Origin of the sequence: Haemophilus sp. UMB1048, from assembly GCF_030218125.1 — a bacterium.
Lineage (GTDB): Bacteria > Pseudomonadota > Gammaproteobacteria > Enterobacterales > Pasteurellaceae > Haemophilus_D.
Map to the genome: position 1 here is coordinate 139779 of NZ_JASOPB010000005.1, position 15450 is coordinate 155228.

Sequence of the window (15450 nt, forward strand, 5' to 3'; positions counted from 1 at the left end):
AATAGCAAAAATAAAAGAGCGGTCAGAATTTAAGGCGAATTCTGACCGCTCTTTTTTACAATAAAAATAAATGTGGCACTAAGTTCATGACGATGACTGTTGCGATAGAAAGCAATAATCGTGATGAGCCAAAGATAAAGCCTCGATTGGTACCATTATCAAATTTTACTAATAAATTCGCCATCGCCGTTAAAGCATAGACTTCAATCACCGTGAAGATGACTAAGTAAATATAAGCAGAAACCACAGAAATATATTTCAACGTAATAAACCAAGGCAAGATAATACCAACAACCAAGATTGGTGCCACCCATAGGGTTTGTTTAATCGTTAAATTAATTTTTCGAGAAAAATAACTTTGTAATGACATGGTCAGTAAACCATTTACGAAAAGTGCAATGGGGGAGTGTTCCGGCATGCCTAATTTGTTATCAAACAGGAACGGGAAGATTACAAAGAATGATGTTGAAATGGAAAGAGGAATAAACAACATCAAATGTACCAATAAAAATTCTTTGGTGATGATTTCTTTTATTTGGGCAAAGCGAAATTTCACTAAGGTTTGCAAAGTTTGGATTTGATAAAACGGTTTTACCATTAAGGCAAAGAGAACCGCTTCCATCGCAAAGCAGACCCAAATCAACCATTCAATATGATTGTATTTGATAAAAGGAATCACCAATAAAGGTGCAAACATAGACGACATAGAGGAGACTTTTAAATATTTTCCCTGTAATCGAGTTTTCTCTTTGTATTCTTCGCCTGCGAGCACCAATAGGCAGGCTTTCGCATTGGTACCAAACAAACAGCTGCCTAAGCCAAAACAGGTAGTGGCAATTAAAAGCAGAATGTAATTGTCTGCAGAGAGAAAGAAAATGTAGGCGATCACATCTAAAAAGCATCCAAGCAACATCATTTTGGCCAGTCCAAAACGATCGCCCCAGATACCGGCTAAAATGGCTAATGCTTGGTTGCAGAAGAAAAGCAACGAGAGTGAAAAGGCTATTTCACTGTTACTTAAGCCTTTTCCTTGTAAATAGATGAAAAATACCGTTTGCATGGAAAAGAATGCAAGGGTAGAAAAGAAACGACGAGTCAGTAAAAGTTTTTGTAAATTCATTGTGTTATTAAAAAAAAGAAAAGCACGCGTTAAGAACGCGCGCCAGTAATTTGGTAAGTGCGGTCAAAATTCACGACGATTCTTAACCGCACTTGAGATTAAAAAGAATCGTGATGTTTCACTAAATCTTCGCGGCTAATGGCAAATACACCTAGACCGCCATTTTTTAGTTCAACCCATTCAAATGGCACATCTGGATATTGTTCAATGAGACTTACCATGCTGTTGCCCACTTCGCAAACGAGCATGCCATTGGGCGTTAAATAATCCGGCGCTTGTTTTAAAATTTGTTTCGTGATTTCTAACCCATCAACACCGGAACCTAAGGCTAATTCAGGCTCATAATGGAATTCTTCTGGCATATCTGCCAAATCTTCTTCATCCACATAAGGTGGGTTGGTTACAATTAAATCATATTGTTGACCGAATAGATTTTGGAATAAATCTGATTGAATCGGGAAAACACGGTGTTCTAATTGGTGGCGTGCAATATTGATTTCCGCCACATTTAACGCATCCACAGAAAGATCGACTGCATCCACTTCAGCCTCAGGAAAGGCTTCAGCAGTAGCAATCGCGATACAACCACTTCCTGTACAAAGATCTAAAATACGTTTTGGTTCAGATTTTAAAAGCGGAGCAAATTTATCTTGGATTAATGCACTGATTGGTGAGCGAGGAATAATCGTACGCTCATCCACATAGAATTCTAATCCACAGAACCACGCACTATTCGTTAAATAAGCGACAGGCACACGTTGTTCAATTCGGCTTAAGACTAACTGTACTAAGGTTTCTTTTTCTGAAGGAGTGAGTTTGCTGCTGAATAAATCTTGCGGTAAATCGAGCGGTAATTGAAGTCCAGCTAGGACTAATTGAAGACTTTCATCCCACGCATTGTCATGGCCTTGTCCGTAATAAATATCAGAACGGTTAAATGTGCTGTATGTCCAGCGTAAAAAATCTTGAATGGTTGTTAATTCACTTGCCACATTATCTTCTAAGATTGTTGCAACAAGTTCTTGATTGTGTAAGGTTTCCATTTTGTGCCTCAATAAAAATTTTGGCTAGTTATACCATAGAATAGATGTGCTATCATTAAGCAAAATAACAAATTGAGAAAAATAATGACAGAACCAGATGATTTCGATCTTTTTCGGGCGGAAACAAAAGGGATCAAACCCATCAAACAAGATACCTTTGTGGCGCTGCGTCAAAAGAGCGGTCAAAAAAAATCCCATTTACGTGATATTCGAGAAAAAGAAGATACGCTTTTCTATTTTTCCGATGAATATGAACCATTGCTAAATGAACATGATGGTGTCATCAAATATTTACGCGAAGGAGAAGATAGCCATTTATTGAAACAACTTCGTCGTGGCGATTTTTCACCCGAATTATTTTTGGATTTACATGGTTTAACCCGTGAGCAAGCCAAAATGGAATTAGCGGCATTGCTGTTAGCTTGTGAAGATGAGCATGTTTATTGTGCAAGCATCATGACGGGCTATGGAACATTCACGTTGAAAAAACAAATTCCACGTTGGTTAGTTCAGCACCCTAAAGTCCGAGCGTTACACCAAGCTCCCAAAGAGTGGGGCGGAGAAGCAGCGATACTCATTTTAGTGGATATATAAAGAAAAAGTGCGGTCAAAATTGACCGCACTTTTTTTACATTTTTTCGATTGTCTTAATGCCTAATAACTCTAGGCCTTGTTTTAAGGTTTTCTCTGTAAGAGAAGCGAGTTTTAAACGGCTTAATTTTACATTTTCATCTTCTGCATTTAAGATTGGGCAGTGTTCATAGAATGAGGAGAACACACCCGCCAACTCATATAAATAAGCACAGAGTACATGCGGTGTACCTTCTTTGCCCACAGTTTGAACGGCTTCTTCAAATTGAAGCAATTTGATGGCTAATGCACGTTCTTTTTCATCAGAAAGCTGAATCTTCGCTTCGGCAAGTGCGGTTGGATTTACATCTGCTTTATTGAAGATAGAACGAATACGCGTGTAAGCATATTGCATATAAGGCGCGGTATTACCTTCAAAGCTGAGCATATTATCCCAATCGAATACATAGTCAGTCGTGCGGTTTTTAGAAAGATCCGCATATTTCACCGAGCCAATACCTACCGCTTCAATAACCGCTGTTTTTTCATCGTCAGATAAATTGGTATTTTTCTCGTTGATTAATACCGTTGCACGCTCAATCGCTTCATCTAATAAATCTGCTAATTTTACGGTGCCGCCAGTACGAGTTTTGAATGGTTTACCATCTTTACCTAACATCATGCCAAAGTTTTTATGTTCAAGTGAGAAACTGTCTGGCACATAACCTGCTTTACGCGTAATTAACCAAGCTTGTTGCATGTGTTGGCTTTGACGAGTATCAGAGAACACTAATGCACGATCCGCTTTTAAGGTTTCATAACGATATTTAGCAGCAGCAATGTCAGTAGTAGTATAAAGGAAGCCGCCATCTTTCTTCTGAACGATAACGCCCATTGCTTCGCCTTCTTTATTCTTGAATTCATCAAGATAAACGACTAATGCCCCTTCATCTTCAACGGCTAAACCTTGTTTTTTCAGATCTTCAACGATAGCAGGTAACATTGGGTTATAAAGACTTTCACCCATTACATCTTTTTCGGTCAACGTGACATTTAAGCGATCATAGTTGCGTTGATTTTGTTGCATGGTGATATCGACTAATTTTTTCCACATCGTGCGGCAATATTCATCTCCACCTTGCAATTTCACCACATAGTTACGTGCTTTTTCAGCGAACGCTTCATCTTCATCATAGTGTTTTTTCGCTTCGCGATAGAACGCTTCAAGATCTTGAAGTTCCATTTCGCTCGCATGTTCATTTTCCATTTTTTCAAGATAAGCAATGAGCATACCAAATTGCGTACCCCAGTCCCCCACGTGATTAGCACGAATAACGTTGTGACCTAAAAATTCAAGGGTACGAACAACGGCATCACCGATAATGGTAGAACGTAAGTGACCTACGTGCATTTCTTTCGCAACGTTTGGTGAAGAATAATCAATCACGATAATTTGTTTTTCATTTGTGCTTACACCAAGATTTTGATCTTTTAATGCAGCAGAAACATTATTCGCTAACCAAGTTGGATTTAAGAAAATGTTGATAAAACCCGGACCTGCAATTTCAGTTTTTTCAGCGACATCAGAAAGATCGGCATGATCTAAAACTTTTTGTGCAAATTCACGTGGATTTAATCCTAGTTTTTTAGCCGCAGCCATAATTCCGTTTGCTTGGTAGTCACCAAATTGCGGTTTGCCAGATTGACGAATAAGCGCATCGCACTGTTCATCTGCACCAGCTGCAATCATCGCTTGTTTAATTTTATCGGATAAAATAGATTGAATATTCACGGTTTTTCCTAATCTTGAAATTGAATAATGAAAATAATCGGCTATGATACCGTTGTTTATAGATTTCTCAAAGTAAGAGCAGGAGAAAATGTCAAATTTAATGGAAAAATCGACCGCACTTTATCAAGAATTGCCTTTATTCCAGGAAAAAATTCAGCAATTAGCTGCCGTAATGAAAGTGAATTTGAGTGATTATCAAATCGATCATTTAGCTTTAAGAGCAAATAGTGAAGAAAAAGCAAAAAATTGGCTGACAGAGTTATTAAAGTGCGGTAGAATTTTAAGCGATAATATCGTCAATGGGCGTCCTATCTATTTGATTGAATTAGATGAGCCAGTTGATTTCATTGGTCAGCCTGTCGATGTTATTGAATTACCGTTTCCTAAAAATAAACAATATCCCCAAGAAACTTGGGAACATATTGAAATTGTAATGCCGTTTTTATCTCATGAATCTGTTGAGGATTGGGTTAATCGGATTTGCAATACATTTTTATGGAAGGAACTAACTCAATTAACCATGAAGGTGAGCGAACCTAAGGTGGAAGGGGAGCAATTGCCCAATCCATCAATTGCAGTGAGTTTTGTTGATAAAACAGAAAATCATGTTTGCATAAAGGTTCATCCTTATACAATAAAGAAAATACTCGAGGTTTAGTGTAATGAAAAAAATTACCTTAGCATTAACTGTCTTATTAAGTTTAGGTTTATCAGCTTGTTCATCTCAATCACAAAAAGATGAAAGCGCTTATAAAGGTCAAGTTATCTTCACCGAATTACAAGGTGATGATGTAAAATTAACCGTTCGTAAAAACGACTGCTCATACAAACAAGAAGGTGAAACCGAAGTTATCGTTCACAAATACGATTCAACTTTAGTAACTGGTGCTTGTGTGAAAGTATCTGACAACGGTCAAGGAGTGAAAAACGTTTCTACTTGGTCTCCAAGAAACCCAATCTAATTCATTTTTAGAAGGTTAGCTTTATGAAAAAAGTAACAGTAGCATTAGCTCTTATGATGTCTATTGGTTTGACTGGCTGCGCAAATACTGATGTTTTTAGCGGTGATGTTTATTCAGCTGATCAAGCAAAAGAAGCGCGTTCAATTAGCTATGGTACAATCGTATCAGTTCGTCCTGTTAAAATCCAAGCTGATAACAATGGTGTAATTGGTTCTGTTGGTGGCGGTGCTTTAGGTGGTATTGCCGGTGGTACAATTGGCGGTGGTACAGGTCAAGCTATTGCAACTGTTGTTGGTGCGATTGGTGGTGCCATTGTAGGTAGCAAAATTGAAGAAAAAATGAGCCAGGTTAATGGTGCAGAGATTGTTATCAGAAAAGATAACAGAGAAGAAATCGTTGTGGTTCAAAAAGCAGATCCAAGCTTCCAAGCAGGTCGTCGCGTAAGAATCGTTGGCGGTTCATCATTAAATGTTTCTGTTATTAACTAACTAAACGAAAAATAGAAAAAAGCGAACCATTAGGTTCGCTTTTTTTATGCTTAAAATCAAAAGAAAGTGCGGTTGTTTTTTGCTTGAAAGTCAAAAATATGATAAAACTATCAACCGTTATTTCACATCGACAATAGGAAGCAAAATGTCAAATTTACAACAAATTATTGAAGCAGCATTTGAAAAACGTGCAGAAATCACGCCTAAAACAGTTGACGCACAAACTCGTGCTGCAATCGAAGAAGTGATCGAAGGACTAGATAGCGGTAAATACCGTGTTGCAGAAAAAATTGATGGTGAATGGATTACTCACCAATGGTTGAAAAAAGCAGTATTATTATCTTTCCGTATCAATGATAACCAAATCATTGATGGCGCAGAAACTAAATACTATGACAAAGTGGCATTAAAGTTTGCTGACTATACAGAAGAGCGTTTTGCTCAAGAAGGTTTCCGTGTCGTACCTTCTGCAACAGTACGTAAAGGGGCATACATTTCTAAAAACTGTGTATTAATGCCATCTTATGTAAATATCGGTGCATATGTGGGCGAAGGTACCATGGTTGATACATGGGCAACTGTTGGTTCATGTGCGCAAATTGGTAAAAACGTACACTTATCTGGTGGTGTAGGTATCGGTGGTGTGTTAGAGCCATTACAAGCAAACCCAACTATTATCGGTGATAACTGTTTTATCGGTGCACGTTCTGAAGTCGTTGAAGGCGTGATTGTGGAAGATGGTTGTGTGATTTCTATGGGCGTATTTATCGGTCAATCAACTAAAATCTATGATCGTGAAACTGGTGAAGTATTCTATGGCCGCGTTCCTGCTGGTTCTGTAGTGGTATCAGGTAGCCTTCCATCTAAATGTGGTAAATACAGCTTATACTGTGCAGTAATCGTGAAAAAAGTTGATGCAAAAACTTTAGGTAAAGTAGGTATCAACGAATTATTACGTTCTATTGAAGAGTAATTAAAATCCTATAAAAAAATGACCGCACTTTATATAACAAAGTGCGGTCATTTTCTTTTCTAAATTAGCGAATTATTTTTTTCTTGCTAACATTGTTGCAAATTTTAATTTAATACGATTGCCGTTTTCATCGGTTTTATGTAATTCGCCCATATTTTCGTTATATTCTAAGAATTCCCAATCTTTGTAATATTCTTTTAATTCACCTTCAGAGAATGTAAATGAGAACGGAAGTGGACAAGGCACTTCAGGTGTAGACATAGCTGCTACAATTAAGTTATAACCACCTGGGTTGGTGTGTTCTTGCATATTCTTAATAATGGCTGGAATACGCTCACGATTTAAGAACATAAATACCACAGTAGATAAAATGAAGTCGTAGTTTTCTTGAATATTGGCGGTGTTAATATCATAAACAGCGGTCTTAATATTCAAATTTTCTTTATCTTTGGTTTCGTTTAAGAAGGCAATACTGTTTTCGTTGTGATCCCAAGAGGTTACATCATAGCCTTTTAAGCTTAAATAAAGCGAATTACGACCTTGTCCGCAGCCTAAATCTAGCACTTTACAAGGTTTGATAATTTTAGCTGCATCAACCACATCACCATGCGTTGCAGTCATATTATATTTTTTGCTGAAGTAATCTTCTTTTGTGCAATAGAAACCAAGCGTACATTCTAAGTCATCAGAAAGTGCTTCAACTCGATGCCATGCTTGTGGCTCAACAAACGGAATATTGCTTTCCGGCGTGAAAATATGCTCAGCAATCACATCACCATTTTCGGTCAGCTCATAAAATTTAAGTTTACCTTTTAGTACGGTGAGTTTGCCCCAAGTTCCCACTTTGGTATTGTGTTTTTCTTGGAACATTTTAGGTAATTTATCTTTTGTCCAAACTGGCATTTGTTTATAGCAGATAAGTTCGTTTGTCATAATGAATTCCTTTTAATTTGCGTGATAAATAGCTGATTGACATGGTAGGGTATTTGATTCTATTTGGCAATAAAAAAGGCGACTGAAGTCGCCTAAATATTAAATTATTTTACTTGCATACCCGCAGTAACACCGCTATCAGCTGAAAGTAAGAATAAATCACTTCCGCCAGTACCAGCAGAAAGAATCATCCCTTCCGATACGCCGAATTTCATTTTACGCGGTGCAAGGTTTGCAACCACAATAACAAAACGATCTTCTAATTCTTCAGGTTTGTTGTAAGCTGCTTTAATGCCAGAGAACACTTGGCGAGTATGGTCACCTAAATCTAATTCAAAACGTAGGAGCTTATTAGATTCTGGTACCGCTTCGCATTTCAGTACTTTTGCCACACGCATATCGATTTTAGCAAAATCATCAATGGTAATGGTGTCAGCAATCGGTTCAACATTTGAAAGTGCGGTCGGTTTTTCCGCTGTTTTTTCTGTTGCTTTGTTTGCTTCAGCGAAAAGAGCTTTAGTTTCTTCTACAACAGCATCAATTTGTTTTTTCTCTAAGCGCGAGAAAAGCGCTTTAAATGGAGTAAGTTGATGACCTAATAGTGGCTGTGCAATATTATCCCATGTTAGTTCTGTTTGTAAGAACGCTTCTGCACGTTCAGCCAGTTTTGGAAGAACCGGTTTTAAGTAAGACATCAATATACGGAAAAGCTCGATACCCATTGAGCAAACCGCTTGTAATTCTGCATCTTTACCTTCTTCTTTTGCAATCACCCAAGGCGCTTTTTCATCAATATATTTATTGGCTTTATCGGTTAATGCCATAATTTCACGGATGGCTTTGTTGTATTCACGGCTTTCATAGTAAGCAGCAATTTGTTCAGCTTGTGCAGTAAATTCAGCAAAAAGTGCTTCGTCTTCTAATTTATCTGCTAATTTGCCTTCAAAACGTTTTGTGATAAAGCCCGCATTACGAGACGCTAAATTGACTAATTTATTAACGATATCTGTATTGACTCGTTGAACGAAATCTTCCAAATTGAAATCGAGATCTTCGATACGATCGTTTAATTTTGCTGCGTAGTAGTAACGCAAACATTCCGGATCAATGTGATTTAAATAGGTGCTAGCTTGGATAAATGTACCGCGTGATTTTGACATTTTGGCGCCATCTACGGTGACATAACCGTGAGCAAACACATTGGTTGGTTTGCGGTATTCGCTCCCTTCTAACATTGCCGGCCAGAATAGGCTGTGGAAATACACGATATCTTTACCGATAAAGTGATAAAGTTCTGTATCGCTGTTTTCTCCCCAGAATTCATTAAAATCAATGCCTTCACGATCGCAGAGATTTTTAAAAGAAGCTATGTAGCCAATTGGCGCATCCAACCAAACATAGAAGAATTTATCTTTAGCTCCTGGGATTTCAAAACCAAAATAAGGTGCATCACGAGAGATATCCCATTGTTGTAAGCCACTTTCAAACCATTCTTGCATTTTATTTGCAATTTCAGGTTGAAGTGAACCAGAGCGAGTCCATTCTTTTAACATGCCTTCAAAAGCAGGTAAATCAAAGAAAAAATGTTCAGACTCTTTAACAATTGGTGTTGCACCTGACACAGCAGAACGTGGATTAATTAAATCCATTGGGCTATAAGTGGAAGCACAAACTTCACAGTTATCACCGTATTGATCTTCAGCTTTACATTTTGGACAAGTCCCTTTGACGAAACGATCCGGTAAGAACATATTCTTTTCAGGATCGAATAACTGAGAAATGACTTTAGTTTTAATGAAGCCTTTTACTTTTAATTTATTGTAAATGTCAGCCGTGATTTGTTTATTTTCTTCACTGTGAGTAGAGTGGTAGTTATCAAAACTAATATTGAAACCAGCAAAATCACGTATGTGATCGGCTTTTGCTTTTGCGATTAATTCTTCTGGTGTAATGCCTAATTTATCGGCATTAAGCATAATTGGGGTACCGTGCGCATCATCTGCACAAACAAAATGAATTTTATTGCCACGCATACGTTGGAAACGTACCCAAATATCCGCTTGAATATGTTCTAACATGTGGCCTAAATGAATGGCGCCATTTGCATAAGGTAATGCACAAGTGACTAAAATTTTACGAGGTTGAGTTGTCATTATTTTTCTCTTATTCTTTTTGCAAAAATTGCGAGTATGTTACCCGATTAGTACGATTTTTTCTAGTTTAGTTATACTTTTAGCTTAACATTTGAGGTGTAAAAAGGGTAAAATATCCCTGACAAATTTACTCTACTACCTACTACTATTAAAGGAATATTATGGCAACTGCTTTTTCTGAAACTTTAACGGCAGAACAACAATCTCAAGTTCTGCAAGTTTTCCAACAATTCCAACATCCAAGTTTGCAAAAAGACTTAATCGCATTAAATACTTTGAAGAAAGTAGAAAAAGGCGGTGACGTATTACGCATTGAATTACAATTGCCTTTTGCATGGAACACTGGTGTGGAGCAAGTGAAACAGCAACTTTCTGATGCGTTATTAAAAGCAACAGATAGCAAAGAAATCAAATGGGTGGTGAATTATCAAATTGCAACCTTAAAACGTGCGAATAATCAACCTGCTGTAAAAGGCGTGAAGAACATCATCGCGGTGACTTCAGGTAAAGGTGGGGTAGGTAAATCCTCTGTTTCGGTGAACCTTGCCCTTGCTTTACAAGCTCAAGGTGCTCGTGTGGGTATTTTAGATGCGGATATTTACGGTCCATCTGTTCCGCATATGTTAGGTGCACCACACCAACGCCCAACTTCACCAGATAACCAACACATCACCCCGATTAAAGCACACGGTCTATCTGCAAACTCGATCGGTTTCTTAATGGATGAAGATAATGCAACCATTTGGCGTGGTCCAATGGCAAGCAGTGCATTAAGTCAGCTTTTAAATGAAACCTTATGGGATAGCTTAGATTACTTAGTGATCGATATGCCACCGGGTACGGGTGATATCCAATTAACGCTTTCACAACAAATTCCTGTAACTGGGGCAGTTGTGGTCACAACACCACAAGACATTGCGTTATTAGATGCGGTGAAAGGTGTATCGATGTTTGAACGTGTATCTGTGCCAGTGTTAGGTATTGTGGAAAATATGTCTATGCATATTTGTAGCAATTGCGGCCATCACGAAGCGATTTTCGGTACGGGTGGTGCAGAAAAAATGGCACAAAAATACAATGTGAAAGTATTAGGCCAGTTACCGTTGAATATTCAAGTTCGTCAAGATTTGGATGCAGGTAAACCAACTGTGGTTGCTGCACCAGATAGTGAAATTGCGAAATCTTTCTTAGATTTAGCAGAGAAAGTGTCAACTGAGCTTTACTGGCAAGGTTCTGTGATTCCAAGCGAGATTTTATTCCGCGAAGTGAAATAATCACAAAAACATCATAAAAATTAACCGCACTTTAGGTCATCCAAAGTGCGGTTATTTTTTTAGCGAAATTTGCTTATTTTAAATGATCCGCATCATTCATTTTCTCAACGCGAAAACCGTTCTCATCATCATAATGTACAACACTAATTGAGGTATTAATGAGCGATACCGATTTATCTTCATCACGGTGATTTTGCCACGTTGCGCCGTTTAACAAGGCAAGCAATAAACGCAAGGTATGACCATGCGACACAATGAGAATATTACCTTGATCGTGGATCTTAATAATATCTTGCAATGCTTTCATCGCACGTTCGCCTAATTGTTCGAATGTTTCTCCGCCATTTACTTGAGCTTTGTAATTAGCAGGATCTTTAATGAGCTGTTTAAATTCAGGGTGTTCTCTTAACGTATCGACAACTAAACCTTCCCAAGAACCAAAATACTGTTCATTTAAACCTTGGTGATGGAAAAGGGGAATATTACGTTCACCAATAATATGGGATGCAGTCTCAATAGTTCGGTTTAATACGCTGGAATAAGCGGCAATGAAAGGAATATGATTAAGTGCCACACCTGTTTTTTTCGCACCATTAATGCCTTCTTCAGTCAAAGGGGAATCGCCATGACCTTGCATCAAACCTTCTGTATTCCAAACGGTTTTACCGTGACGAATGAAATAAAAAGTCAGCTGTTTTTTCATTTTTCATATCCATAAAAAATTAAGGAAGCCGAAACTTCCTTAATCATGATTTTAACGAGAGTAATAACCTGCCATTGAGCTATATACGGCATTTTCTGCTTGAATAATGTTGTATTTCGCATTCAAGATAGAAAGTTGAGAGCTTTTCTCTGTATTTGCTGCGGCGAGCCATTCACGTAATTCAGATACACCAGCATTGTAACGATCACGATAGTATTTGGTGATACGTTGGTTATAGCTGTGTGTTTTTTGCAAGTTAGCAAAGGCACTTTGTGCTTGTGTATAGGCGAAGTAGTTGGTATCTACATTATTCAAGGCTTTAGTGATGCTTTGCTCGTAGTTTAAACGTGCGGTTTCATAATCGGCTTCAGAGATTTTCACGTTCCATTTTACGGTATTCCAGTTGAGGAATGGTAGGCTAATGCCGATTAAACCTGTACCAACTGGATTGTGCAATGCATTACCGACTTTAGTACCACTTGATGTTAAACTTCCGCCTAAAGTGACTTCAGGGAACCAGCCTTTTTCAGTTGCTTTCGCATTTTTGAATGCACTGCTTAAGCGATATTGATAGCCTTTCACATCAGGACGATTCGCAATCACAGAAACAGGTACGTTTAAATTTACGCCCACATTTTTTACATTAAGAATGTGTGGGAAGTTGATATTTAATGCTTCTTCTGGTTTTAAGTTCAGTAAGTTACGTAAAGTTTGTTCTGCTGTTTTACGTTGTGTTTGATAGTTGATCAAGTTATTACGTGCGTTCAATACCGCTTGTTGTGCTTGATCTACACTTGCGCTGTCCGCAACACCTTGTGATAAACGGCGTTGCATAATGCTGCTAATATCGTTGTAGTATTTAATGCTTTCTTGCGTGGTGCTGATCGCATCATTCAAGTAGGCAATTTGATAATAGCTTGTTACAACAGAGTTGATGAGTGAAAGCTTCGTTGCTTCTAAATCTTCAGCCGTTGCTTTGTGTGACCATTCTGCGGCATCTGCTGTATCCGCTAAACGTTGCCATAGATCTAAGGTATAGCTCACATTTAAGGCACCTTTATGACTGATGGTTGAGTTGCCACCAGTTTTCAGATTTTTACCCGCAGAAGATTGGGTTGAACCGCTAAATGCCGGAATTAAATTCGCGCCTGCAAGGTTTGCATTATATAAAGCACGGTTTACGGCGACAGAAGCTTTAGCTAAATCTTTGTTGTTGACTAATGCTTGTTCTACCACACGATTTAATTGTGAATCATTGTAAAGCGCCCACCAGTTTTCTTTTACATTAAATTGTTTGGTGATTTCCGCATAATTTTGGTAATCCTGCTGGCTCGCTTTATAAGAATCGCCGATGTTAGCACAACCTGCTAGAGCAGTTGCCATCGCGATTGCTAAGGTTAATTTTTTCATTTTTAACATGGATTTTTCCTTTCTTTTTAATTAAAGTGCGGTCAAAAATTAGTAAGAATTTTAACCGCTCTTTTGTGTTTTACAAAATTTCTTTATTCTCTCGCAAGGGCTGTAATTGGATCTAATTGTGCCGCACGTTTTGCCGGCATATAACCGAAGATCACACCAATCAGGGTAGAGAAGACCACCGCTGCAACAATTGAGCCAGTTGAGAATGCCATCGTAAAGTCAGTCATAAATACGTTAAATACCAGACCGATTAAGCCCGAAAGCAGAATGCCCGTCACGCCGCCAATTAAACAAATCAACACGGCTTCAATTAAAAATTGTTGCAGAATATTAAATTGTCTTGCGCCAATAGCCATGCGGACACCAATTTCTTTGGTTCGCTCTGTCACGGAAACCAACATAATATTCATTACACCAATACCACCAACAATCAATGAAATAAAGGCAATGGAAGAAATAAGCAATTTCATTGTGCCAGTGGTACTTTCAACGGTTTGTTTAATCGTATCACTATTCATGATGAAGAAATCTTTTTTACCATGACGCATGGTGAGCAGTTCAGTAATTCCTTTTTCAGCGACAGTCGTATTGACGGAATCATCCACTTTAACGGTAATTGAACCAATTTTTTTACTGCCCGAAATACGATTCATCACGGTGGTGTAAGGTGCATACAGATTAAGTGAACTGCTTGCTCCGCCCATTTGTTTATCAGATACCACACCAATAATACGTAATGGACGTTTATTAAACATCACAATTTTGCCGATAGGATTTTCATCCGGGAAAATCGACTTTTTCGCACTTTCATCGATTAATGCTACTTGATTGTTATCAGCCACATCTTGAGCAGAAAATAAATTACCGGATTTTAGTTTTAATCCATCTACATCAAAATATTGTTCGCCTACACCTTTTAAACTGGTTGAGGAGAAAGTCTGGTTACCATAAATTAATGTGCCACTTGATGAGCTATTTGGCGTGACACTTTGTACATAGCTTTGTTGATTTAAGGCTGTGGCATCATTAATCGTCAGATTTTGCATCTGTTCAGCACGACGATCACCAAAGCCTGTACCATTAAAAATCGTTATGGTGCTTGTCCCAATTCCTCGAATATTTTCCAAGATTTTTTGTTGTGAACCATTTCCCAATGCCACGACGGAAACCACGGAGGTAATCCCGATAATAATGCCCAGCATAGTTAAAAGAGAACGCATTTTGTGGGCAATAATCGCACTCACAGACATACGAAAGGCTTCAATAAATTGATCTTTGCTAAACCCAAAGTGCGGTTTAGATTTGGTTGGATTTTCGACCGCACTTTTTACAGTTTCTTTTTGCGTATCGCCAATGATTTGGCCGTCTTTAATTTCAATTACGCGATTCGCACTGGCGGCAATTTCTCGGTCGTGGGTTACCATAATAATGGTGTGGCCTTCTGCGTGTAATTGGCGCAGAATTTCCATCACATTTTGACCGCTTTGTGAATCCAATGCACCAGTGGGTTCATCGGCTAAAATAATTTCACCGCCATTCATCAACGCACGCGCAATACTCACACGTTGTTGCTGACCACCAGAAAGCTGGCTTGGTTTATTTTGCCATTTATCGCCTAAGCCCAATTTTTCTAAAAGTTGTTTTGCACGAGAAAGACGTTTTTCTTGCGACATCCCCGCATAAATTGCAGGCAAGGCGACGTTTTCTGCTGCGGTCAAGCTCGACAATAAGTTATAGCGTTGGAAAATAAAGCCGAATTTTTGGCTACGTAAATCTGAAAGTTGATCTTTGCTTAATTCAATGGTTTCTTTCCCATTGATTTTGTAAGAACCACTGGTTGCCGTATCCAAGCATCCGATGATATTCATCAAGGTCGATTTACCGGAACCTGATTGCCCAATAATCGCGACGAAATCGCCTTTTTCTATATTTAAAGAGATATTCTTTAAAATATGAACACGATTTTCGCCTTCACCGAAGTAACGGTTGAGATCCTTAATTTCAATAATATTCATTAATT

At 38.3% G+C, this 15450-nt stretch carries 14 protein-coding genes; 6 read left to right on the plus strand and 8 right to left on the minus strand.

Annotated elements, in window-relative coordinates:
* Nucleotides 1–55: 55 nt before the first annotated feature.
* Together QP437_RS06105 and prmB are read right to left on the minus strand one after the other, a co-directional pair.
* Complete coding sequence (locus QP437_RS06105) at nucleotides 56–1120, minus strand: MFS transporter (protein WP_285267287.1); 1065 nt, start codon at nucleotides 1118–1120, stop codon at nucleotides 56–58.
* 98 nt (nucleotides 1121–1218) lie between these two features.
* Complete coding sequence (prmB, locus tag QP437_RS06110; RefSeq protein WP_265469733.1) at nucleotides 1219–2163, minus strand: 50S ribosomal protein L3 N(5)-glutamine methyltransferase; 945 nt, start codon at nucleotides 2161–2163, stop codon at nucleotides 1219–1221.
* Between the two features lie 84 nt (nucleotides 2164–2247).
* Here prmB and smrB point away from each other — a divergent pair, with 84 nt between their 5' ends.
* Entirely contained in the window at nucleotides 2248–2757 is a 510-nt protein-coding gene (gene smrB, locus QP437_RS06115; protein WP_285267288.1) for an endonuclease SmrB, read from the plus strand.
* A gap of 34 nt (nucleotides 2758–2791) precedes the next feature.
* Here the strand turns inward: smrB and argS are convergent, their stop codons facing one another.
* Nucleotides 2792–4525 (minus strand): arginine--tRNA ligase, encoded by a 1734-nt coding sequence (gene argS / locus QP437_RS06120; RefSeq protein ID WP_285267289.1) that lies wholly within the window; start codon nucleotides 4523–4525, stop codon nucleotides 2792–2794.
* Nucleotides 4526–4613: 88 nt separating this feature from the next.
* Between argS and QP437_RS06125 the strand changes: the two genes are divergently transcribed.
* The 4 genes from QP437_RS06125 to dapD all read left to right on the plus strand — a co-directional run bounded on the left by QP437_RS06125 (nucleotide 4614) and on the right by dapD (nucleotide 6948).
* Nucleotides 4614–5183 (plus strand): VOC family protein, encoded by a 570-nt coding sequence (locus QP437_RS06125; RefSeq protein ID WP_285267290.1) that lies wholly within the window; start codon nucleotides 4614–4616, stop codon nucleotides 5181–5183.
* A gap of 4 nt (nucleotides 5184–5187) precedes the next feature.
* The gene (locus tag QP437_RS06130; RefSeq protein WP_049365853.1) at nucleotides 5188–5487 is read left to right on the plus strand and encodes a hypothetical protein; all 300 of its coding nucleotides are present in this window, start codon (nucleotides 5188–5190) and stop codon (nucleotides 5485–5487) included.
* A 23-nt stretch (nucleotides 5488–5510) separates the two neighbouring features.
* Complete coding sequence (locus QP437_RS06135) at nucleotides 5511–5975, plus strand: glycine zipper 2TM domain-containing protein (protein WP_054419391.1); 465 nt, start codon at nucleotides 5511–5513, stop codon at nucleotides 5973–5975.
* A 145-nt stretch (nucleotides 5976–6120) separates the two neighbouring features.
* Nucleotides 6121–6948 carry a 2,3,4,5-tetrahydropyridine-2,6-dicarboxylate N-succinyltransferase gene (dapD, locus tag QP437_RS06140; protein WP_285267291.1) on the plus strand — a complete coding sequence of 276 codons (828 nt, stop codon included), beginning with the start codon at nucleotides 6121–6123 and terminating at the stop codon, nucleotides 6946–6948.
* Nucleotides 6949–7020: 72 nt separating this feature from the next.
* Here dapD and tehB read toward each other — a convergent pair whose 3' ends face one another.
* Complete coding sequence (gene tehB, locus QP437_RS06145) at nucleotides 7021–7881, minus strand: SAM-dependent methyltransferase TehB (RefSeq protein ID WP_285267292.1); 861 nt, start codon at nucleotides 7879–7881, stop codon at nucleotides 7021–7023.
* 104 nt (nucleotides 7882–7985) lie between these two features.
* Nucleotides 7986–10034 (minus strand): methionine--tRNA ligase, encoded by a 2049-nt coding sequence (gene metG / locus QP437_RS06150; protein WP_285267293.1) that lies wholly within the window; start codon nucleotides 10032–10034, stop codon nucleotides 7986–7988.
* 161 nt (nucleotides 10035–10195) lie between these two features.
* Between metG and apbC the strand changes: the two genes are divergently transcribed.
* Nucleotides 10196–11308, plus strand: coding sequence for an iron-sulfur cluster carrier protein ApbC (apbC, locus tag QP437_RS06155; protein WP_285267294.1), 1113 nt, complete (start codon nucleotides 10196–10198; stop codon nucleotides 11306–11308).
* Between the two features lie 73 nt (nucleotides 11309–11381).
* Here apbC and QP437_RS06160 read toward each other — a convergent pair whose 3' ends face one another.
* The 3 genes from QP437_RS06160 to QP437_RS06170 form a co-directional block, all read right to left on the minus strand.
* Nucleotides 11382–12011, minus strand: a complete 630-nt coding sequence (locus QP437_RS06160) for a histidine phosphatase family protein (protein ID WP_285267295.1) — start codon at nucleotides 12009–12011, stop codon at nucleotides 11382–11384.
* Nucleotides 12012–12062: 51 nt separating this feature from the next.
* Nucleotides 12063–13430: a TolC family protein gene (locus tag QP437_RS06165; RefSeq protein WP_285267296.1), complete on the minus strand. Its 1368-nt coding sequence runs from the start codon at nucleotides 13428–13430 to the stop codon at nucleotides 12063–12065.
* An 83-nt stretch (nucleotides 13431–13513) separates the two neighbouring features.
* Nucleotides 13514–15445, minus strand: coding sequence for a MacB family efflux pump subunit (locus QP437_RS06170; RefSeq protein WP_285267297.1), 1932 nt, complete (start codon nucleotides 15443–15445; stop codon nucleotides 13514–13516).
* Between the last annotated feature and the right edge of the window lie 5 nt (nucleotides 15446–15450).

Bases quoted from the DNA above. Each gene is read 5' to 3' on its own strand.
- QP437_RS06125 (WP_285267290.1), top strand. From the start codon at position 4,614: ATGTCAAATTTAATGGAAAAATCGACCGCACTTTATCAAGAATTGCCT.
- QP437_RS06170 (WP_285267297.1), bottom strand. From the start codon at position 15,445: ATGAATATTATTGAAATTAAGGATCTCAACCGTTACTTCGGTGAAGGC.
- QP437_RS06135 (WP_054419391.1), top strand. From the start codon at position 5,511: ATGAAAAAAGTAACAGTAGCATTAGCTCTTATGATGTCTATTGGTTTG.
- QP437_RS06160 (WP_285267295.1), bottom strand. From the start codon at position 12,011: ATGAAAAAACAGCTGACTTTTTATTTCATTCGTCACGGTAAAACCGTT.
- apbC (WP_285267294.1), top strand. From the start codon at position 10,196: ATGGCAACTGCTTTTTCTGAAACTTTAACGGCAGAACAACAATCTCAA.
- metG (WP_285267293.1), bottom strand. From the start codon at position 10,034: ATGACAACTCAACCTCGTAAAATTTTAGTCACTTGTGCATTACCTTAT.
- dapD (WP_285267291.1), top strand. From the start codon at position 6,121: ATGTCAAATTTACAACAAATTATTGAAGCAGCATTTGAAAAACGTGCA.
- prmB (WP_265469733.1), bottom strand. From the start codon at position 2,163: ATGGAAACCTTACACAATCAAGAACTTGTTGCAACAATCTTAGAAGAT.
- QP437_RS06130 (WP_049365853.1), top strand. From the start codon at position 5,188: ATGAAAAAAATTACCTTAGCATTAACTGTCTTATTAAGTTTAGGTTTA.
- tehB (WP_285267292.1), bottom strand. From the start codon at position 7,881: ATGACAAACGAACTTATCTGCTATAAACAAATGCCAGTTTGGACAAAA.
- QP437_RS06105 (WP_285267287.1), bottom strand. From the start codon at position 1,120: ATGAATTTACAAAAACTTTTACTGACTCGTCGTTTCTTTTCTACCCTT.
- QP437_RS06165 (WP_285267296.1), bottom strand. From the start codon at position 13,430: ATGTTAAAAATGAAAAAATTAACCTTAGCAATCGCGATGGCAACTGCT.
- smrB (WP_285267288.1), top strand. From the start codon at position 2,248: ATGACAGAACCAGATGATTTCGATCTTTTTCGGGCGGAAACAAAAGGG.